The sequence below is a fragment of the Nostoc sp. DedSLP04 genome (assembly GCF_034530775.1).
Taxonomy (GTDB): Bacteria; Cyanobacteriota; Cyanobacteriia; order Cyanobacteriales; family Nostocaceae; genus Nostoc.
Genome location: NZ_JAVRCL010000011.1, coordinates 97,968 through 119,850 on the forward strand (window position 1 = coordinate 97,968; position 21,883 = coordinate 119,850).

The 21,883-nt window shown below is 41.3% G+C and carries 11 protein-coding genes and 1 pseudogene; 9 read left to right on the top strand and 3 right to left on the bottom strand.

All coding sequences use genetic code 11. The annotated features are described in order from the left end of the window. The first annotated feature begins 60 nt into the window (after positions 1-60). From kdpA to RMX89_RS09230, 4 genes are all read left to right on the top strand, one after another. Positions 61-1,746 (top strand): potassium-transporting ATPase subunit KdpA, encoded by a 1,686-nt coding sequence (kdpA, locus tag RMX89_RS09215; RefSeq protein ID WP_322671648.1) that lies wholly within the window; start codon positions 61-63, stop codon positions 1,744-1,746. 674 nt (positions 1,747-2,420) lie between these two features. Continuing rightward, the gene (gene kdpB / locus RMX89_RS09220; RefSeq protein WP_322688710.1) at positions 2,421-4,526 is read left to right on the top strand and encodes a potassium-transporting ATPase subunit KdpB; all 2,106 of its coding nucleotides are present in this window, start codon (positions 2,421-2,423) and stop codon (positions 4,524-4,526) included. Between the two features lie 335 nt (positions 4,527-4,861). Further along, positions 4,862-5,464 carry a K(+)-transporting ATPase subunit C gene (gene kdpC, locus RMX89_RS09225; RefSeq protein ID WP_322686177.1) on the top strand — a complete coding sequence of 201 codons (603 nt, stop codon included), beginning with the start codon at positions 4,862-4,864 and terminating at the stop codon, positions 5,462-5,464. Positions 5,465-5,627: 163 nt separating this feature from the next. Further along, the gene (locus RMX89_RS09230) at positions 5,628-6,776 is read left to right on the top strand and encodes a universal stress protein (RefSeq protein WP_322686228.1); all 1,149 of its coding nucleotides are present in this window, start codon (positions 5,628-5,630) and stop codon (positions 6,774-6,776) included. Between the two features lie 4 nt (positions 6,777-6,780). Here the strand turns inward: RMX89_RS09230 and RMX89_RS09235 are convergent, their stop codons facing one another. Both RMX89_RS09235 and RMX89_RS09240 read right to left on the bottom strand, forming a co-directional pair. Beyond that, positions 6,781-8,277 carry a carotenoid oxygenase family protein gene (locus RMX89_RS09235; RefSeq protein WP_322688711.1) on the bottom strand — a complete coding sequence of 499 codons (1,497 nt, stop codon included), beginning with the start codon at positions 8,275-8,277 and terminating at the stop codon, positions 6,781-6,783. Positions 8,278-8,407: 130 nt separating this feature from the next. Further along, positions 8,408-9,823, bottom strand: a complete 1,416-nt coding sequence (locus tag RMX89_RS09240) for a folate/biopterin family MFS transporter (protein ID WP_322688712.1) — start codon at positions 9,821-9,823, stop codon at positions 8,408-8,410. Between the two features lie 454 nt (positions 9,824-10,277). Between RMX89_RS09240 and RMX89_RS34480 the strand changes: the two are divergent. Next, positions 10,278-10,521: pseudogene (locus RMX89_RS34480) on the top strand (hypothetical protein); the annotation flags it as partial. 250 nt (positions 10,522-10,771) lie between these two features. Here the strand turns inward: RMX89_RS34480 and RMX89_RS09245 are convergent. After that, positions 10,772-11,137, bottom strand: coding sequence for a hypothetical protein (locus RMX89_RS09245; protein ID WP_322686174.1), 366 nt, complete (start codon positions 11,135-11,137; stop codon positions 10,772-10,774). A gap of 1,935 nt (positions 11,138-13,072) precedes the next feature. On the opposite strand from RMX89_RS09245, the gene RMX89_RS09250 reads away from it, so the two are divergent. The 4 genes from RMX89_RS09250 to RMX89_RS09265 all read left to right on the top strand — a co-directional run bounded on the left by RMX89_RS09250 (position 13,073) and on the right by RMX89_RS09265 (position 21,803). Beyond that, positions 13,073-15,883 carry a calcium-binding protein gene (locus RMX89_RS09250; RefSeq protein WP_322688713.1) on the top strand — a complete coding sequence of 937 codons (2,811 nt, stop codon included), beginning with the start codon at positions 13,073-13,075 and terminating at the stop codon, positions 15,881-15,883. A gap of 405 nt (positions 15,884-16,288) precedes the next feature. Next, entirely contained in the window at positions 16,289-17,770 is a 1,482-nt protein-coding gene (locus RMX89_RS09255; RefSeq protein ID WP_322688714.1) for an ABC transporter substrate-binding protein, read from the top strand. A gap of 12 nt (positions 17,771-17,782) precedes the next feature. Beyond that, the gene (locus RMX89_RS09260) at positions 17,783-19,228 is read left to right on the top strand and encodes an ABC transporter substrate-binding protein (RefSeq protein WP_322688715.1); all 1,446 of its coding nucleotides are present in this window, start codon (positions 17,783-17,785) and stop codon (positions 19,226-19,228) included. Positions 19,229-19,322: 94 nt separating this feature from the next. Then, positions 19,323-21,803: a hybrid sensor histidine kinase/response regulator gene (locus RMX89_RS09265; RefSeq protein WP_322688716.1), complete on the top strand. Its 2,481-nt coding sequence runs from the start codon at positions 19,323-19,325 to the stop codon at positions 21,801-21,803. The last annotated feature ends 80 nt before the right edge of the window (positions 21,804-21,883 follow it).

Below are 21,883 nucleotides of genomic sequence, written 5' to 3' on the forward strand. Positions count from 1 at the left end.
TAATCTATTATTTCTAAGAATTGGCTTGCTACTACTTAAATTTAATTTAGCGCGAAATATATGGGACAAGGTTTTTTGCAAATTGGCTTAACGCTATGTATTGTCATAGCAATCACTCCATTATTCGGAAAATACATAGCTCGTGTCTTTTTGGGAGAAAAAACACTGCTTGATTTTTTAATGAACCCCATAGAGCGGAGTATGTTCGTATTTGCGGGTGTTCGGAGAAAAGATGACATGACGGTTTGGCAGTATATCCGGGCCATACTCTGTTTTAATTTGATTATGGGTATTTCAGTGTATTTCTTGATCTATTTTCAGAGACTCTTACCCTGGAATCTAAACGGCTTCGGTTCGCCCAGATGGGATGTATTGCTGCATACAACGATTTCATTTGTAACGAATACTGACCAACAACACTATGTAGGTGAGACAACCTTAAGCTATTTTAGCCAGGTAGCAGCTTTAGGCTTTTTGATGTTCACCTCCGCAGCCACAGGTTTAGCTGTGGGAATTGCCTTTATTCGCGGGTTAACGGGTAAAAGATTGGGAAACTTTTACGTCGATCTCGTCCGTGGAATTACGCGAATATTGCTGCCGATTTCAATTATTGGCGCGATCGCCTTACTTATAACAGGTGTACCACAAACATTAGCTGGAACTATGGATGTGCAAACCTTAGAAGGCGGGACGCAATATCTGGCCAGAGGCCCGGTGGCATCCTTTGAAATGATCAAACTTTTGGGCGAGAACGGTGGCGGCTTTTTTGGCGTCAACTCAGCACATCCCTTTGAAAATCCCAATGGCGCTTCTAACTTGATAGAAATGCTCGCCATGATTTCTATACCAGCAGCCTTAATTTACACCTACGGTATATTTGCCAATAACATCAAACAAGCTTGGCTACTTTTTTGGATGGTGTTTGTGATTTTTGTGATTCTCGTGGGAGTTACAGCCGTAGGAGAACTGCAAGGTAATCCCCTGGTTAATACCGCCTTTGGATTAGAACAGCCGAATTTAGAGGGGAAAGAAGTTCGATTTGGTTGGGCACAAACAGCATTTTGGGCAGTGATGACTACTGCTACTATGTCTGGTGCTGTGAACGGGATGCACGATTCTTTGATGCCGCAAGGAATATTTTCGACTCTCTTCAACTTATTTATCCAGGTTATCTGGGGTGGTCAAGGAACTGGAACAGCTTACTTATTTATTTACTTAATTCTCACAGTGTTCCTGACTGGATTAATGGCAGGACGTACTCCAGAGTTTTTAGGACGCAAAATTGAAAAAAGGGAAATCGTTCTCGCTAGCGTAGTGCTGTTGATTCACCCAATTCTAGTTTTGATCCCCAGTGCGATCGCTTTGGCTTATCCCATCTCCCTATCTGGAATTAGCAACGCTGGCTATCACGGTATTTCTCAAGTAGTTTATGAATATGCCTCAGCAGCAGCAAATAATGGTTCGGGCTTAGAGGGTTTGGGGGATAACACCCTGTGGTGGAACTTGAGTACAATAGTTAGCCTAATCGGAGGACGTTACATTCCGATGATTGCTATCTTGCTGCTAGCTGACGGTATGTCTCGCAAACAACCAGTAGAAGAAACTCCTGCTACCCTAAGAACTGATTCTTTGGTATTTACTAGTATCACAGCTGGGGTAACGCTGGTTTTGGGAGTATTAACTTTCTTTCCCGTTCTGGCTTTAGGCCCCATAGCTGAGGGTTTAAAACTAGCATCTGGCAGTTAGAAAAGTTATGAGTTATAAGTTTGAAATTAAGAAGATATCAAAAAGTAATTCAGGAGGCAGGAGGAAGGAGTAACCCAGACTTAAAAGTGTGAGATTTAAGCAAGAAAAGTTATATAGCTGTAGTCAGATATGATGTTAGAACAGTGTTGATTGCTCAAAGCCTGGAAGCAACTAGTAGTCTGCCAAGCCAAAAATGTGCTTGTGAGGGCTGGGTAAGGGGTAAAGGGGAAAGGGTAAGGGCAGGACTTACGCACTGAAGCCTGAAACCTAGATCCCCCCTAGCCCCCCTTAAAAAGGGGGGAACTTCTAAAGCCCCCTTTTTAAGGGGGTTGGGGGATCTAAGTGCGTAAGTCCTGAAGGGATTTAAAACCTTTCTCCCTTTACCCCGCCAAGTTCACGAGAGCGAACTACTAGGTTTACTCAGCACGGGATCAACGCCGAGCTAACAGCACTCAGCTATATCTTGCACTATGCGTCTCGTACCAGTATCTTATTTTTAACTGGGTAATTACTCAGAACTAAAGTTTTCATTCATACTTATTTCCTCCTGGCTCCTGCCGTTATCTTATAAATTATCCGGTTTCGTAGGATGCGTTACTAACGCATCCTACAGGTTGGATATTTTTTTATTAGAAGTTCCTATAACTCCTAACTTCTCACTGCTAACTTTATTTATGAATCAAGTGGCAACTAACTTCAAAGCTAGACGCCCAAGTTCTCGTTCTGGCGATCGCCGCCAAAAACGTAAAAAGACTAGGGCAAATAATAAGTGGCTGTACTTAAGAGCAATTAGAGATGCTTTTGTCAAGCTCAACCCTAAGTATGCAATCAAAAATCCAGTAATCTTTGTGGTTTGGGTAGGAACAATCATCATCCTATTGCTAACCATCGATCCCAACCTATTTGGCCCAACCCTGCAAAAGAACCCGCAAGTTTTCAACGCCTTGTTGTCAGGGATTTTATTTTTTACAGTTTGGTTTGCCAATTTTGCCGAAGCAGTGGCAGAAGGACGGGGTAAAGCTCAAGCCGATGCCTTGCGGTTAACAAAGTTAGAGGCGATCGCTAAAAAACTTGCTGCCGATGGCACACTTAGCGAAGTTTCATCCACCAGCCTTAAACAGGGCGATACCATCTACGTCGTTGCTGGCGATATCATCCCCGCCGATGGTGAAGTAATCATGGGTGTTGCCTCAGTGGATGAATCGGCAATTACTGGAGAATCTGCACCAGTATTAAAAGAATCAGGCTCCGATGTTGCCAGTTCCGTCACTGGTGGAACGCGGATTATCTCAGATGAACTAATTATCCGTATAACTACTGATCCAGGCAAAGGCTTTATTGACCGGATGATTGCCTTGGTAGAAGGAGCAGAACGCAGCAAAACACCCAATGAAATTGCCATCACGGTATTGTTGGCAGTTCTCAGCTTAGTGTTTTTGTTAGTCGTAGTCACCTTGCCTGCACTTGCTTACTATGTCAACAGTCCAGTCAGCGTCCCAATTTTAATTGCCCTATTAGTAGCGTTAATTCCTACCACCATTGGCGGCTTACTAAGTACCATCGGTATTGCTGGTATGGATCGAGTTGCCCAATTTAACGTCATTGCCACATCAGGACGAGCAGTCGAAGCCTGTGGTGATATCAATACTTTACTTCTTGACAAAACAGGTACAATTACCCTCGGCAACCGTCTGGCGGAAGAGTTTATTCCCCTCAACGGTCATTCAATGTCAGAAATTGCTAATGTTGCCTGGGCGGCTAGTGTCTTTGACAATACACCAGAAGGAAAATCCATTGTCCGACTAGCAGAACAGTTAGGCGCACGGTTTGATTTTGATTCCACTCAGGCAGAAGGAATCAGTTTTTCTGCCAAAACTCGGATGAGTGGCACGAATTTACCTGGTGGGTATGAGGCCAGAAAGGGAGCAGTAGAAGCCATTAAAGGATTTGTCCGTTCCCGCAACGGACGCGATACGCCAGAATTGGATGCTGCCTACGAACGAGTTTCCCGCTTGGGAGGTACACCCCTAGCAGTTAGCTTAGATAACGAAATTTATGGGATTGTTTATCTCAAAGATATAGTTAAACCTGGTATCCGCGATCGCTTTCTTGCACTGCGACGGATGGGAGTACGTACCATCATGCTAACTGGAGACAACCGAATTACCGCTTCTGTCATTGCTAAAGAAGCTGGGGTTGATGACTTCATTGCCGAAGCTACACCAGAAGACAAAATCAGTATCATTAAACAGGAACAAGCCGCAGGCAAACTAGTTGCCATGACGGGAGATGGAACTAACGATGCACCAGCATTAGCTCAAGCTAACGTCGGCGTGGCGATGAATACAGGAACGCAAGCTGCAAAAGAAGCCGCTAACATGGTCGATTTGGACTCCGATCCCACAAAGCTACTCGATATCATTGGTATTGGTAAGCAATTGTTGATTACTCGCGGGGCATTGACGACATTTTCCATCGCTAATGATATTGCTAAATACTTTGCAATTATTCCAGTGATATTTGTCGCTGCTAATTTGCAAAGCCTGAATATTATGAATTTGACTAGCCCTAAATCTGCTGTACTCTCAGCATTGATTTATAATGCTTTGATTATTCCTGCTTTGATTCCCTTGGCATTAAAGGGTGTGAGGTTTAGACCGCTGACAGCTAATCAGTTACTTCAACGCAATATTTTAATTTACGGCTTAGGTGGCGTGATTGCACCGTTTATTGCAATTAAGTTGATCGATGTACTGATTACACTTGTAGGTTTGGCTTAAGGATAGCAAAAGTAGAGACGCTGAGAAACGATCGCATCTTGACCAAAGTAAAATAATAAACATTTTTACTTTTACCTGTTGATAGGAGGGACAAGAAGAATATGAATAAATATCGTTTTCATTCAGCACTGCTTTGGCGATATCCTTTGTTTAGTCGCAATGGCATAAACAACATCTACCACTCGCTATTTTCATCTTGCTGTGCTTGAATGTGGTAACTGCCCCAGTTGTTTATGCTGTTGCTAACAGCATCTTGTAACATCCTGCTAGGTGGGCAAAAGAATTAAAAATTAAAAATTAAAAATTAAATTCTAGGCGCAATTGGAAAACTTTTTATGGCTATTATTCGAGAAACTATCAGAGCAATTTTTATAACTCTAATGCTTTGGTTGTTGACTGCAATCATCTATCCGCTGGTAATTCTTGTAGTGGGTCAAGTTTTTTTGCCCTATCAAGCTAATGGCAGTATCGTGCGGAATCTAAGTAATGAACCAATTGGTTCGGCTTTAATCGGTCAGGTATTCACATCTGAGCGATATTTCCATTCTCGTCCTAGTACTGTTAGATATAGTCAAGGAAAAAAAGCCAAGCCAACTGGCATATCTGGAGCTAGCAATCTCGCTGCCAGCAATCCAGAATTACTGAAGCGGATTTTAGAAGAGGCAGATAAATTGCGAGAGGAAAATCTTCAACCGATAGCTGATATAATTTATACTTCTGGTTCGGGTTTAGATCCGCATATTTCCTTGAAAGCAGCACGGCAGCAATTGACACGGGTTGCTGGTGCGCGGGGAGTAAAAGAAGATGAGATTTTACGTTTAATTAATAAGTATACTGATGACAGATTTTTATGGATTTTTGGCGAACCAGGAGTCAATGTTCTGCGATTGAATTATGCTCTTGACTTGCAAGATATTAATCGTCAGCAAAATCAGTAAATGGGCATGGGGCATGGAGCATTGGGCATGGGTAAAGCGCTGTTTTCGTTTCCGATGAAGTAGGAGTACTAAGTAAGTGGGCGGGAATAAACCAAATTATGCTACGAAACGAAAATAGGCTTAAAATCCTTACCAATGACAAATGACCAATGACAAAGGACAAATGACCAATACTGGTTCGGCTGGGAATGCGCCTTTAAATTCTGCAAGTTACTCGCTTTATCCGGCACGACGGCGGGGTAAGCATAAAATCTTTATTGGTATGGCTCCTGGAGTAGGCAAAACCTACCGGATGTTGGAAGAGGGACACGCATTAAAACAAGAAGGAATTGATGTTGTCGTTGGGCTTTTGGAAACCCACGGACGCAAGGAGACGGCTGAAAAGGCAGAGGGACTGGAAATTATACCCCGTAAGCAATATCCTCGCGGTGAGTTGACGCTAACGGATATGGATACAGATGCTATTTTAAAGCGATCGCCGCAATTAGTCTTAATCGATGAACTTGCCCATACCAATGTCCCTGGTTCTGCACGTGAAAAGCGCTACGAAGATGTCGAAGTAGTTTTGACAGCTGGGATTGATGTCTACTCCACCATGAATGTGCAACATTTGGAAAGTCTCAACGACTTAGTAGCCAGAATTACAGGTGTGGTAGTCCGGGAGCGGGTTCCTGACAGGATTATGGATGAAGCAGATGAAATAGTGGTAGTAGATGTCACACCAGAAACACTGCAAGAACGGTTATTAGAAGGGAAGATTTACGCACAGCCAAAAATCCAACAATCACTCGATAATTTTTTCCAACGCCGTAACCTGATTGCTTTGCGGGAGTTGGCTTTGCGGGAAGTGGCAGACAACGTAGAAGAAAATGCGATCGCCTCTACTCCCAACGGACAATTTTGTAATATTCACGAGCGGGTTTTGGTATGTGTATCTACTTATCCCAACTCAGTGCAGCTGTTACGCCGGGGTGCAAGGTTGGCTAACTATATGAATGCGCCGCTTTATACCTTGTTTGTTGCCGATCCAGAACGCTTCCTCACCAAAGAAGAAAGCTTGCATATCCACACTTGTGAGAAACTTTGTAAAGAATTTGAAGGTACTTTTCTTCGTGTTACCAACAGTAATATCGCTAATGCGATCGCCCAAGTCGCCGAGAGACACCGGATTACTCAAATTGTAATCGGTGAAAGTCAGCGATCGCGCTGGCAAATGCTCCTCAAAGGATCTTTGACGCAAAAATTGGTGCGCTTGCTCAAAAATATAGATTTGCATATTATTGCCAGCGAAAAAATGGTTTCACCCAAATAGGGGATCAAATTTCCCCAAAAACCTCAGAAGTAAAGCTTCCATGCAGACCATAGGGGATATGATGCTTCAGATGTAACCGTGCAATTACTCCTTTAGAGAAATCACTAGCATCCAAAATTACCAAATCTGAGCGGTGATGAGCAGCATCATAAACCAAAGCTAATATCCAACCATCATCTTCCTTTTCGGAATTTGGGCGCGGGACAAAAATCGGTTCACCTACAAAACCACGGGGTGCAGCACTCCAAAATTGTCTTTCTCCAGACTCTAAATCAATTTTCAACAATGCTTGTAAGGGAGCATTACCAGTTTCTGCATGAGCCGCACCTATATATAGATATCGATAAGGGCGTCCCACATTCGCCGGATGTATACTGGGAAATTCACAACATCGGCTCTCAATCAATTCCCGCCGTACTATCCCATCCTTTAAATTCAGAGAAAATCGCCAAAGTTGCCCAGGTGAAGAAGCTTCAAAATCAACTTGTCGAAAATCGCTGTTGGGTTCCACTTCTGGCAAATTTTGGTAACAAATGGAGTCAATTAAAACTTCTCCTCCTACCTCAAAAGCATTAACGTGGTGGAAGACAAAACCCGACTGAGTTTCCAGAAATTTTATCTCTTCTTCCCCTGCTTTGGGGAAGCGGGGAATAATTAAAATTTGAGTTGGCTGATTTGGCTGAAATTTGATACATTCTCCCGCCGCACGTATTCCCAAAGCGAAAGGTATGGGATTAAATTTAACAGGATTTTGAAAGAAGATGCAGTAATTGGGAGTAATGACAAAATCGTGAATGAAACAGAAACCTGGAACCTTATGAGCGTGCTGTCTGACAATTTCACCCGCTGGGTTTAGCTCAAAAATAGTAATTGTGGTAGATAATCCCGGCTTAATCGAGAAGTTGACTAGGCAAGGTGCGCCTCCATCTTGCTCACAATTATTTTCCAAGCGGGGATGTGCAGCGAAAGCTTCACCTGCTGACAAAGCACCATTAAAATATTCATTTCCTAGCGTTTCAAGAGTATAAGGATCGAGACGATATGCTTCAGCCGCTTCCCACATTGCTAGCAGTTTACCGCCCCAATAGATAACATTTGTATTGGCGATATTTTTGAGTTTAAAGTTAAAAATATTAGCTAACCAACCGCCGGGTTTTTGAGTACCAAAAGTACCGCGATAGAGAATTTTTCCCGCCTTTTGCTCTGCCAAATAGCCAGTTGTGCGGACAAAGCGATTGCGAAAATGAGCGCGATCGTTTGTAAAGGTAATTTTGCTAATCATTCCATCCCCATCAAAGGGGTGATGAAGAGGTTGCCCATTCACATCTAGCAAACCGGGGCCATTTCTAAACAGCGTACCTTGTAATTGTTTGGGAATTTGCCCTTCTATATCATCAATCCAATAATCAAACTCTTCGGTGAGAGATTGATATCCTCCTTGCCAGTCTGCACGGGTGTAGGATTTTTCTGTAACTGAGGTTTCTTGACTTTTCAAACGCATATACTTGGTTTTTTCTGGTTATTTTGGACGAAAATATGTAGCCGCTAATAGTTTTTTTGCGGCTTCACTATGCCAGTTGCTAACACGGCAAGGCAGCGCAATGGCTTGAATTGGCGTGAGATTTATTACACTATTCGACTATTTCTGACTTTGGTTCTCTCAGTACCAACTCAGACATCAAATCTGGCAAAAACGCTTGTTCCTTATCTTTGAGTGTCTCAGTTTGCTCTTCAGCAGCAGGTAGCCATTTGATAAATGGTAAGGGTAACAGCGTGCTGAGGTTAGTAATTAACACCAAGAGCCAAAGTGACTCAAAGTTTGTTGCGGTGATCCCCAGCCAATAGGTGATTAATGCTCCGATTGCATGGGAAACCGTTCCGGCTGAATTATAGACTGACATTAACAAGGCAAATAATGTCGCTTCCACACCAGAAGGACAAAGCCTTGCTGCTAGCACCATCACTTGCATAAAGGCAATTTTCCCCATCACAGTCAAAATCAGGCTATCACCCAAACTAAACCAGTGGTCATCTATACCTAATAGCCTGTTTGTGTGAGTTACCAACAACAGCATCGTCATCCCCAAAAGTGACGAAAGCACAGTACTCCAAGCAAAAATCACGCGAAAAGGGATGCTTTTGAGGAAACGTTGAAAAATCCAAACACCTGCCAAAGAAGCGAAACTTCCCACCAAGTTTACTCGCCCCAAAAATTCTGGTTCAAAGTGGAGTTCGTTGGTAGCGAAGTAGAAAAAGGCTGAGTCAGCATTTGGGGTAGCTTGCCAAATGAAGATAAACGCCGTTGGTAGCCAAATTGTTTTTTGGCTAATGGCTTGGCGTAGCTGTTCCAGTTGATGTTTGATTGGTACAGAGTTAGTCTGATTACTATCTTCAGGATCTTTGCTAACGGGGGACTCAGCAATTAACCAAGCCACCCCTGAAACGATCAGCGGAAATAAAGCGGTAATCCCAAAGACGGTACGGGTAGTAAAGTATTGAAGTAGTAGACCGCTACAGTAGGCTGTTATTAAACCTCCGATCGCAGAAGCACCCCAACAGAGAGATTGTAATGAACCGGCTTTTGCTTGCGATTCGCCTCTGGCTCGTTCCACAACCAACGAGTCAACGATGACATCACTCATGGCGACACTAAGAGAACCAAGAGCGATCGCTAAGGTAGCTGCCCAGCTAGTATGAACTATTGTGGCCAGACTCATCCAAGAAGCAGTTCCCAATATCCCGGATAAAATCAAGTAAGGACGGCGACGATAGCCAAATATAGGCAAGCCATCAGAGATGAAACCAAACACCGGCTTGATCATCCAAGGTAGGAAGACAATTCCCAATAGCGCCGATACCTGGACTGGACTCAGGAGTAGTTCATCTTTGAGAAAAAAGCTAACGGCTAGACGCGATAGCCCTAAAATTCCTTGGACAAAGTAAACGGTGAGAATTGCAATTAACTCCGCATTAGGTTCATTACCCAAGAAGAGTTTTTGTGTTATTGAGTCTTTGACCTTGGACAAGCCAGATGATTGATCTACCATTCGATAAATATTTTTTAAATTTTGTTTACTTGTCTATCATATCGATTCTTAAGAGGTGGGTTTTTTCTCACCTTTTCCTTTGGTTTCTTCTTTGAGTATTATTTAACGTGAGTTCGATGAACCTCTCCCTCCCAACCTCCCTCTCCCACGGGGAAAGGGAGGAGCAACGAGAAATTAGGGTTTTGGCTCCCCTCTCCGACACGGAGAGGGGTTGGGGGAGAGGTCAAAAAAGGGCTTGTCGAACTCACGTTATTTAAGGCTTTACTAACAACTTTTCTTTCTTATAGCAAGATGTTCTCGTTTCTGAACGGCTATTCGCCTTTGAATTTGGGACATCAAATACAGTTCTATCTACTGCGATAATTTGCTCTAGTTGCTTGTATGAAAACACACATACAAACTGATGTTACTGGTTTGAGAACAATAAATTTAGAAATCACCAGGGTTTAGCAGTATGGTCAGTATTCCTGGATACGACATAAGTAAAGAAATCTACAATGGTTCCAGAACTCTAGTTTCTTGGGGGTACTGAGAAACTGACTCATTACCTGTAGTAATATAAACTGCTCAAAAATTCATATCCCAGTTTCAGCGAGCTGTTGCAGTTTTGCAATCAGTACACAATTGCCAAAAATCTTAACTCATCTGCGATCGTCCAAATCTACAGTCTGGAAGCGTATCAAAATAGTTATGCGTTACAAGGGTTTTTAACCCTCTGCGAAAGTAGGTTTTGATTGCGTAGGCGTGATTTCCAATCACTTAGGCAAGTAATAAATGAGACTTTTCAAACAACCTCTAATAGCAAGAATTGGTTGAAACGGACTAATAAAGTATTTTAGTCCGTTTCAACCAACTTGAGCTAATAGCCTGAAAATAAATTTTCTGGCGTTTTTTATGCTTTTGTAACAGCTTTTAAGATGGTGGTTCTACACATATTCATGTCGGGAATTAGGAATACTTAACATCTAGAAAAGGCAGTTGCTTGGAACCATTAGCACCAATAACTTCAATACCTTGTTTGCCACGAATGCCGTCTACTGGCAGAGAAACTATATAAGGTGCGATCGCTGGTAGTCCAATTCCAGGCAAAGTACCAACGACCTCCACTCCCCAATATTCAGGTTGCTGGACGTATACAAGTGGCACAAGATTCACTTCCAAATTCAAGTATGGTTTCGTTCCTCTGACAATTAAAATATAAGTGTCATTTACTATACCAGGACGAATTTCTGCTTCTTCAAAGTCAATTAATCGAGATGACTCTGGTTTTGGTAAAGCTCGGAATTGACTAAGACTTTGCTCTAATGTACTCATTTTTTCTCCTTTAGAAGAACTATGTTGTTGAAGCAACTAATTTAGGAGATAACAAGATATTTTCAATCTTGTACCTTCAACTTTTTAGTTTCTTAGTTAATTCATCAAGCTAGAAAGCAAAGTTTATGCAATGCCAACTTATTCTTTACATTTATTTATCAAGCTCAGAAATTACCATACAAGGTGGTTAATCTAAAAAAATCCTTGCATTGACAGTGATGTACCATCGATCTCTTCGTTTGCGATCGCACGATCCTTGAAATCATCAGAGTTCCTGCATTACCCGAATAACGATCTCGAACAGTTCGCGTGCAGAGATACCATCGGAGGTGAATTATATGCAGCTTCACAAATAAACGGTATTACAGCAGTTTTTATGTATTTGAATCACATCTGTCGTAGGGATGCAAGTCCTTGTACCCCTACCGCGTGGTCTATTTACCTGAAAATAGCTGTAAACAAAAAGCACATACTACGTTAAATCGATACACAAACAATTGTAAACGCATACAATACTGATTGTATGAAGAATTAATGAAGTGAAGAGGAATAAATTTATATATCTATAAGTACTATAAAACTCATATTTGATTTTTGAAAAAAACTCAGTACAACTTTATTCCTTCTTCCCAGTCCCCAGTCCCCAGTCCCTAGTCCCTACGATTAACTCAGAAATCAAATCAGATTGCTATAGTTGACCTTCACTGTCATCTATATGAATACTATACTGATGCCAATTTAAAAAATTTTTGCTAATCAGAACGCACACTCGCACACTCTCTTATATCTATATATTGATATTGCATTCTTTTTTCAAATTGGCATGGTTCAAGAAATCCACTATATTAATACGCCTTCATTTCCTGACTACTGTTTTTTTGAATAAAAATCTATTTTTGTCCAAAACTTCCTAATATAATCGAGTTTCAGATTCACCGTCCTCAGTAATTTCTTGGCTATGGTTAGGACGGGCTACGCCTACGCTACGAGATTATGTTTGGTGGAGGTTATTCTTAAGTAACTCTTGATAATATGGCAATCCTTTGGAGCGATCGCTTTCAACTTCTGTAACTTATCGTCATAGACTCACAGTATAACCCCAGATTTCAAAAACTCTTACAGCTTGCTTGTTTACTAAGGGCAACGACACGCTACACGAGCAAATAAAACAACTGTTTAGCTGCTGTTTAGCTGCTGTATTCTGGATTATTAGTGGTTTTCAGACATGAAGAATATATAAAGATAAGTACTGAGATTATACCGATCGGCAAATAATGTAAAGAGTATGCAAAGATATGTCTATAAGTGTGGACATCTCAGTAAATCTTCAGATATGGTTATCAAAGTGTTATTTAGATGTTCCCTATTTTTAAGCTACACACTTACGGGCAATAGCCCACAACAACTGCATAAAAATTATTTCCCTATCGAAAGTGAATTATTCTCTATATTTACCACAGTAGGGCTACGCTTTGAGAAGAAATATGAAGTGTGGGTTTTAGGCATTCAAGCTTGATTTTTCGACACTTTGTCAGTGATGGCTAGGTTGATCTGCGGATCGAGAATGATAAAAAAGTGTGAAACCATCTGTTTTCCTAAATACACGCTCATAAATATGTACAATGCTAAGACTTAGATAGTCTTAACTAGCATTATTAACGGGTACACAAATAACGAATGAAAAAGGAAATAGGGAATAGGCAAAGAATTTAACTTTGAATCTCCTGCCCCCTAACTTTTTCAAGTCAGTTAGATAAGTCCTACTTACAAGCTCATCAATAGGGTAAATCTTCGAGAAAATGCTAACCCTCAAGGGTGACATAACAGTATGTCGAAAGCGTCAACTCTCGGCGATTTCCGTGTGTCCTCAAACAACATTAACAACAAGTTAATAGCTGAAGTTACTCAAAATATCGATTCAGGAAGGTAAGAGTTATGGTGAATATCATTGGAACCAACGGTAAAGATACTCTATTGGGTACTCAGGACGCAGATACAATTAACGCTAAAGTGGGTGATGATATCATCGATGGCAAAAATGGCAACGACCTTTTAAGCGGTGATGCCGGAAATGATACCCTCATTGGTGGTTCAGGCAATGATACTCTCCTTGGTGGTACGGATAACGACTCCCTCCGTGGTGGTACAGGTAACGACTCTCTCCGTGGTGGTACTGGTAATAATCTGGTGCGGGGTGATGAGGGAAATGATACCCTTGATGCTTCCTATTCTTCTGGAAATAACATCCTCAGTGGAGATGCAGGGGATGACTACCTTGATATTAGCTATTCTGCTGGCAACAATACGGTTTCAGGCAAAGACGGCGATGATTCCTTTTACGCCGATGAAGTCCGGGGTAGAAACACTCTAAATGGAGGCGCTGGTAATGATGACTTCCATTTGTCCGCCTCAAAAACTGCCCCCTCTTCCTTAACGACTCAAAGTGTAAATGGAGAAACAGGTCAGGATTCTTTGTCTGTATATTACACCCGTGCTACTAAAGGAATCACTTCGAGTTTCGATGCTGCTACTAACACTGGCTCAATTCAGGCTGGCACAAATCGGATTAACTACACCAATATCGAACAATTAGAAATTAGAGGTACAACCTACGCTGATTTTATTGTCGGAAGCAATGGCAACGATTTACTCTTCGGAGGCAGTAGTGGCAACGATTCAAATTATGGCAATGATACAATTTTTGGCGGTGAAGGTAACGATTACTTGAATGTTGATTATTCAACAAGCGATAACATCCTTAACGGTGGTGTTGGTAACGATCAATTCAGTGCTACCTCTTCAACAGGCGATAACATCCTCAATGGAGAAGATGGCAGTGATAATCTCTCTGCGTCTAAGACAGATGGCAATAACACCCTCAACGGTGGTGCTGGTGACGATCAATTAGATGCTAACTTTTCAACAGGCGATAACATCCTCAATGGAGGAGATGGCAATGATTCTCTTAGTGCCTCTCGCGAATACGACTATTCCGCCTCTTTTACCTCTGGTGATAACACACTCAATGGTGGTGCTGGTGACGATCAATTGAGTGTTAACTATTCAACGGGCGATAACATCCTCAATGGCGGGGATGGCAATGATTCTTTCTTTGCCTCTGGCTACTACGACGACAAAAAAGCCGAGGGTAGGTTTGGTAATAACATTTTCAATGGAGAGAATGGTAATGATTCCTTCTCTTTCGTCCTATATACTTCTCCACTTTCCTTAGCGACTCAAACAGTAGATGGGGGAACAGGTAACGATTTGTTGAGTGTTTCGTATATCTATCCTAGTGGGGGAATTACAACAACATTCAATGCTGCTACTAACACTGGCTCGATTAAGGCGGGCACGGATCTGATTAACTACAAGAATATCGAAGGATTACATATCTCAGGTACAGCCTACAATGACTTGATTGTGGGGAGTAATGGCAACGATACTATCTCGCTCTACGGGAGTAGTAGTGGCAATGATACTATCGATGGCGGAAAAGGTGATGATTTATTAGAAGGCTATTATTACAGTAATTCTAGCGGGGGTGAGGGAATCACTTCGACATTCAATGCTGTTACTAACACTGGCTCCATTACATCAGGCACGAATCAGGTTAGTTACAAGAATATCGAACGATTAAATATCTCAGGTACAGCCTACGATGATTTGATTGTCGGGGGCAATGGCAACGATACACTCACCGGAGGCGATCGCGGCAAAGATACTATAGATGGAGGGAAGGGTGATGATTTGTTGTCTTTCTATAACTATTCCATCGGCCAGGGAATCACTTCAACATTCAATGCTGCTACTAATGCTGGTTCGATTACAGCAGGCCCGAATCAGGTGAGCTACAAGAATATCGAACAATTAAATATCTCAGGTACGAACTACGATGATCTGATTGTGGGAAGCAATGGCAACGATACCCTGGCTGGGGGACGCGGAAATAACACGATTCTCGGCGGTACAGGTAAGGATTACTTGAGTGCTGACTATTCAAATGGGAATAATTCGCTCTCTGGTGGTGATGATAATGATTCTCTGAACGTCTCTGGCTCCTATGACGACTACCGAGGCGATTTTGATCTCGATGCAATCTCTGGTAAGAACACCCTCAATGGTGGCGCTGGTGACGATAACTTAGTTACTGACTATTCATCAGGCAATAACCTACTGAATGGGGGCGATGGCAATGATACTCTCACAGCCGCTGGTTCAGCCTCCTTATATTCCTCATACGGAGCTTATACTGTCTCTGGCAATAACACCCTCAATGGTGGTGCTGGTGACGATCGCTTGATTGTTGACTATTCATCAGGCAATAATCTACTGGATGGAGGCGATGGTAATGATACTCTCACAGCCTCTGGCGCTTCTGGCAAGAACACCTTCAAAGGTGGCAAAGGTAATGACAACCTTTATGGAGGAGCTGGTACTGATACCTTTGTTTTCAATAGTTTCAATGAAGGCATTGATAATATTTATAATTTCAACGCGACTAATGAACTGATTCAGGTATCAACTGCTGGTTTTGGTGGCGGGTTATCATCAGGTTTACTCTCAGCTAGCTCTTTTACCCTTGGAACATCTGCAACAACCAGCAATCAGCGAGTTATCTATAACAATACTACAGGCGCACTATATTTTGACCAAGATGGTAGTGCGGGTGGATTTGCTCAGGTACAATTTGCACAACTATCTGGTGGAGTGTCACTAAGTCAAAATAACTTGGTAGTTGTTTAATCCTCAACCCCACAGTCAAATAGAAATCTTCAGAATGCGAGGTACTTAATATAACGCCTTGCATTCGATTCATCAATGGAATTATTAAACCACGCGGCAGAATAATTATTCTAATCGGTGCAAATAGGGAGGCGAGGTGCTAGCGCCCCGCTTTGCTAAGGCGCTTCCTTCCGTGCAAAGAGCAAGCAATTGCCCATCTCTTTTAAGAGCGATCGCTTGTAAATTATTGAGAGACCAACAAAAAGCCTTAAATTGAATATACAGTAGATTTCAAGCTGTAAAGTAAACAAGCTAAATCTGTTACTCAGATATAAAGCGTGTTTTACTCCTGAATTCTGACTTCTGAATTCTGAATTCTGAATTCTGCTGTATCTATTCAGTTTAAATATAAGCTTTAGAAGTGTGGTGTCCAGAAAAAAAGCCAGTCAGATTACTCAAGTCTTGAAGAGTCAGCAGAAAGCTAAAGAAGCTTTTAGTGTAGTACCAAGACTAACCAACCGTCGCTACGCACTCATCGCATTAATCCTCTGCTTAATAATTGTTGCTTGCACTAACACATATCAATCCTCGCCTTCCCCATTTAATAAGTTATCCAGTGAAAGTACCGATTTAAGGATTTGGTGGGATAAAGGTTTTACTCAGGAAGAGGATGAAGCCCTCAAGCAACTAGTTAGCCAGTGGGAAAAACAAACTGGCAACAAAATCAAGCTTTCTTTATATTCCACAGATGAGCTAACACGGAAGATTCAAAGAGAAATTCAGGCTGGCAACCTACCTGATATTGTTACCAGTTATACTGCCGATCGAGAAATTATTCCCCGTTTAAGTTGGGAAGGCAAACTAGTAGATGTATCAGATGTAATTGAGCCACTTAAAAGTTTTTACCCAGAAAAAATCCTCAAAACTGTTCAGTCTTATAACAATGTTACTCAAAAGCGAAGCTACTATGCTCTGCCAATGAGTCAAGCAACTATTCACATTTTTTATTGGCGAGATTTGCTAAAGCAAATAGGTCGTAAAGAAAGTGATGTACCAAAAGATTGGGATGATTTTTGGGAGCTTTGGAAACAAATACAGGATGACTTGCGGACAAAACAAATACCAGATAAAAAACAGAATATTTATGGGTTAGGATTTACTTTCGGCATTAGTTCTGCTGATACATACTATTTATTTGAGCAGATTTTAGAAGCATACGACGTGCAAATTTTAGATTCTATGGATAAACTCCTCCTTGACGAGCCGAAAGTGCGTCAAGGCATTATTAACAGCTTAAAATGGTACACAAATTTTTATCAGCAAGGCTATGTCCCACCAGATGCTATAAATTGGTTGAATCCAGATAATAATCGTAGCTTACTCAATCAAAGCGTGGTGATGACTCCTAACAACTCGCTTTCAATTCCTGCTGCTGTGCGGCAAAACCCCGATACATATTATCAAAAACTTGGGATCTTAGAGTTTCCAAATAAACCCAATGGCTTGCCAATGCGCTACTTAATTACGGTGAAGGAAGCGTTTTTATTTGCCGATTCTCAGAAACAGAAACTAGCTAAGGAGTTTCTTGCATACTTAATACAACCAGAAGTGATGGGAAATTATCTCAAGGCTTCTGGAGGCCGTCATTTACCAGTTTTAACATCAGCGTGGGAAGATCCTTTTTGGAAAAATTCCAAAGATCCTTATCTCTCGACTGCCATTAATATATTTCTCAACAGAGAAACTCGCTCATTTTATTTTGTCCAAAACCCAGCCTATAGCTTGGTTTTAAAAGATAATGTCTGGGGTAAGGCGCTCAATCGAATTGTTGTAGATAAAATTTCTCCAGAGCAAGCAGCTGATGAAGCGATCGCCCGAATTAAGCAAATTTTTGACCAATGGCACTAAGCTTTTACAAATATGACATTTAAAACAAAAGCTAGTCAAATTGCTAAAGGCTTTCATAATCAGCCGCAATATTACTATTATTGCAGATATGTGTTCATCGTATTGACACTCAGCTTGATAATTATTGCTTGTAGTAACACCTCTCAATTAAAACAATCTTCAGTCACCCATTCCCCTACTGACAACACCGTTTTAAAGATTTGGTGGGATAAAGGTTTTACTGTGGATGAAGATGAAGCAATCAAGCAGTTGGTGAGCAACTGGGAAAAACAAACTGGTAATCAAGTCAAGCTTTCCTTCTATATCGGCGATGAGCTACCGCAGAAGGCACGTAGAGCTATTCACGCAGGTAATCCACCCGATATCATGATGAGTTACGGCGCTGAAAGAGCGTTGAATCCGCATTTGGCTTGGGAAGGGAAACTAGCGGATGTAACGGATGTAATTGAGCCAGTCAAAAATCTTTATCCTGAATATGCCCTGCAAGCTGTTAATTATTATAATAATGCTGCAAAAAAGCGAAGCTACTATGCAGTTCCAATCAATCAGGCAACGGTTCATATTTTTTACTGGCGAGACTTGCTAAAGCAAATAGGTCGCAGTGAAAGCGATATTCCCAAAGATTGGAATGGTTTTTGGGAATTTTGGAAACAAGTGCAGAACAAACTGCGGGCAAAACAGCAAAAACAGCATATTTATGGGTTAGGTTTTCCTTTTTCTACTGGAGCTTCAGATACCTACATATTTTTTGAGCATATTTTAGAAGCATACGATGTGCAAATTCTCGACTCCAACGGTAAACTCCTGATCGACGATCCAAAGGTCAGACAAAAAATTGTCCAGGCATTAGATTGGTATACCAAATTTTACCAACAAGGTTATGTGCCACCAGATGCACTTAATTGGTTAAATCCAGATAATAATCGCAGCTTGCTCAACCGTATGGTGGTGATGACTCCTAACAACACCCTCTCAATTCCTTGCTCTGTGCGCCAAGATCCCGACACCTATCGCAATAAGCTTGGTATTTTAAAATTTCCCAACAAACCCAACGGCAAGCCAATGCGTTATCTACTCACACTTCGGCAAGCAGTTTTGTTCGCCGATTCCCAGCAACAGAAAAAAGCTTTGGATTTTCTTGCATATCTCACCCAATCACAGGTGATAGGTAAGTATCTGAAAGCTGCTGGAGGTTGTAATTTACCTGTCATCAAGACACTTTGGCAAGACCCATTTTGGAAAAACCCAGCTGACCCACACGTTTCAACTGCGGTCAAGACAGTGACGGAAGGTTCAACGCGGTTATTTTATTATGTCCAAAACCCGGCATACAGCGTAGTGTTAGAGGAGAATATCTGGGGAAAAGCTCTGAATCGAATAATTGTAGATAAAATTTCTTCAAAGCAAGCAACTGATGAAGCAATTAAGCGGATAAAACAGATTTTTGCTCAATGGTAATCAATAATTATTTATATTAACTAAAGGAATAATCAATCTACATGAATAATAAAAAAGATAAATATCTTTAGAATAAGAAACAAGTTGTAAATATATGAACTTCTGGAATCAGCACCTAACTATTAAAGTTGCCAGTTCCTTCTTATTCCTATCCTTAGTAACTGTAGGTGTAGTAGGAGGATTTGCTTTTATCAATGCGAGGGAAGCTTTGAAGCAAGCTGCTTTTGAACGGCTCAGTGCTGCTGCCACTCTCAAAGAAGAAGAAATTACCCGTTGGTTTGAAGACCAAGAACGAGACTTTCTCTTAGTAACTCAGTTTCCAGACGTACAAAATAATTTTCAAATCCTTTTAAATTCCAAACCCGCCGACGCAAATTATCGAAAAGCTTACAAAGTTCTCTCAGATTATCTTGCAAATATGGCTACAATCAAGCCAAGTCTGGGAGAAATTTCCATTCTTGACCGGAGCAATCGGATTATTTTATCTACTAATAAACAGCGTGAAGGTCAATATGAAATTTCAGCTAACATCACCTATATTGAACAGATTCAGCCAGGAGACTCTTTTGCCCCCATCTTTTATGCCTCACCGATTACTGGTAAGCCATCAGTTACTTTTGCAACCCCTCTACGTGATGCAGCCAAGGTACGTCAAGGTGTCCTTTTAGCCGATCTAAATTTAGGCAGAATAGATCAAATTGTACGAGAACGTACAGGCTTAGGTAAGAGCGGAGAAACTTATTTAGTTGGTTCTTTAGTAACTAAAAACGCTTTTATTTCTAAAGATAAAAATAAAACACCGGACTTTTCTCAAGGAGTTAGCAGCCAAGGTATTGATGCAGCAATGGGTGGAATTAGCGGTCAAGGACTTTATCCAAACTATGCTGGAGTGTTAGTAATTGGGGTATATCACTGGCTCAATGACCAAGACCTAGCCTTAATGGTGGAGATGAACCAGGAAGAAGCCTTTGCGCCGGCTCAACGATTAGCAGGAACGATGATGCTAGTGGGATTCTTATCAATGGGATTTCTATTGATTGGAGTATCTTGGCTAACGCGACAGTTAAAAACTTCTGGCGAACAGTTAGAGAATTATAGCCATAGATTAGAAGTAAAAGCCAAAGAAGCCGAAACTGCCAACCGTGCCAAAAGCGAATTTCTCGCAAACATGAGTCACGAAGTTCGTACTCCTCTCAACAGCATCCTTGGCTTTACTCAGCTAATGATGCGCGATTCTTCTATCAATGTTTCTCAGTTGGAACATTTAGAAATTATCAGTCGCAGTGGAGAGCATTTGCTTACCTTGATTAATGATGTGTTGTCAATGTCCAAAATTGAGGCGGGTTTAACGACACTGAATAACAATAGCTTTGACTTGTACACTCTACTTGATTCACTTGAAGAGATGTTTCAAATTAAAGCAGAATCCAAAGGTTTACAGTTGATGTTTGAACGTAGACCTGAAGTTCCTAGATATGTGCATACAGATGAAAGTAAATTGCGTCAAATCTTGATTAACCTTCTTGGTAATGCTATCAAATTTACTCAAGAAGGTGGCGTCAGTTTACGAGTGAGAATGAAGGAAGAAAGTAGACTACAGCAACAAGAAGGGACACAAGTAATAAGAAACTCCCATCCTTCATTCTTTTGGCTTCATTTTGAAGTTGAAGATACCGGAACAGGGATTGCACCTGCCGAAATTGAAAAGTTGTTTAAACCCTTTGTTCAAACAGAAGCAGGTCGAAAATCTCAGCAAGGAACAGGTTTGGGTTTAACTATTAGCCAACAATTTGTGCATCTAATGGGGGGAAGTATTACTGTTAGCAGTACTTTGGGACAAGGAACGATTTTTTCTTTCGATCTCCAAATTAGTTTAGCAGAAGTAGCTGAAGCTCCAATTCTACAGCTAAAACGACGAGTAATTGGTTTAGAGCCTAATCAACCAAAATACCGGATTTTAGTAGTTGAAGATAAATGGGAAAATCGCCAACTCCTAGTCAAGATGCTAGTATCGCTTGGCTTCGAGGTACGCCATGCTGAAAATGGTCAAGAAGGGGTGACTCTTTGGGAAACTTGGGAACCACAACTGATTTGGATGGATATGCGGATGCCTGTAATGGATGGGTATGAAGCTACTAAACAAATTAGAGCTACTTTAAAAGGTCAAGCTACTGTCATTATTGCCCTAACTGCTAGTGCTTTTGATGAGGAGCGCTTTGTGGTTTTATCGGCTGGCTGCAACGATTTTGTACGTAAGCCGTTCCGAGAGGAAGTAATCTTGAATATGATGTCTAAATATTTAGGGGTGCGTTATGTATATGCAGATAAACCCCTTCAAAAAGACGAATTTGCTGAAAATTCCGACCTGAAAATTTTATCATTAGAAGAGATGCTGGCTCAGATGCCCACTGAGTGGGTAGCACAGCTCCACCAAGCGGCGCTGTGTACTGATGAAAAGCTGATTTTTAGCTTGCTTGAGCAAATTCCTGAAGAATCTGCTCTTTTGACAAACACTCTGTCTGATTGGGTTAATAACTTTCGCATTGATAAAGTTATTGATTTAACACAACTGTAAGAAATGATTTTTGAATCAGAATTCAAAAGTCAGAACAAGAAAGTGGGGGATTGAGACCTGCCACTAATTAAATATCGCTA

Coding starts and splice junctions, on each gene's coding strand:
- kdpB (WP_322688710.1), top strand. CDS start 2,421: ATGAATCAAGTGGCAACTAACTTCAAAGCTAGACGCCCAAGTTCTCGT.
- RMX89_RS09260 (WP_322688715.1), top strand. CDS start 17,783: ATGACATTTAAAACAAAAGCTAGTCAAATTGCTAAAGGCTTTCATAAT.
- kdpA (WP_322671648.1), top strand. CDS start 61: ATGGGACAAGGTTTTTTGCAAATTGGCTTAACGCTATGTATTGTCATA.
- kdpC (WP_322686177.1), top strand. CDS start 4,862: ATGGCTATTATTCGAGAAACTATCAGAGCAATTTTTATAACTCTAATG.
- RMX89_RS09265 (WP_322688716.1), top strand. CDS start 19,323: ATGAACTTCTGGAATCAGCACCTAACTATTAAAGTTGCCAGTTCCTTC.
- RMX89_RS09230 (WP_322686228.1), top strand. CDS start 5,628: ATGACCAATACTGGTTCGGCTGGGAATGCGCCTTTAAATTCTGCAAGT.
- RMX89_RS09250 (WP_322688713.1), top strand. CDS start 13,073: ATGGTGAATATCATTGGAACCAACGGTAAAGATACTCTATTGGGTACT.
- RMX89_RS09245 (WP_322686174.1), bottom strand. CDS start 11,137: ATGAGTACATTAGAGCAAAGTCTTAGTCAATTCCGAGCTTTACCAAAA.
- RMX89_RS09240 (WP_322688712.1), bottom strand. CDS start 9,823: ATGGTAGATCAATCATCTGGCTTGTCCAAGGTCAAAGACTCAATAACA.
- RMX89_RS09235 (WP_322688711.1), bottom strand. CDS start 8,277: ATGCGTTTGAAAAGTCAAGAAACCTCAGTTACAGAAAAATCCTACACC.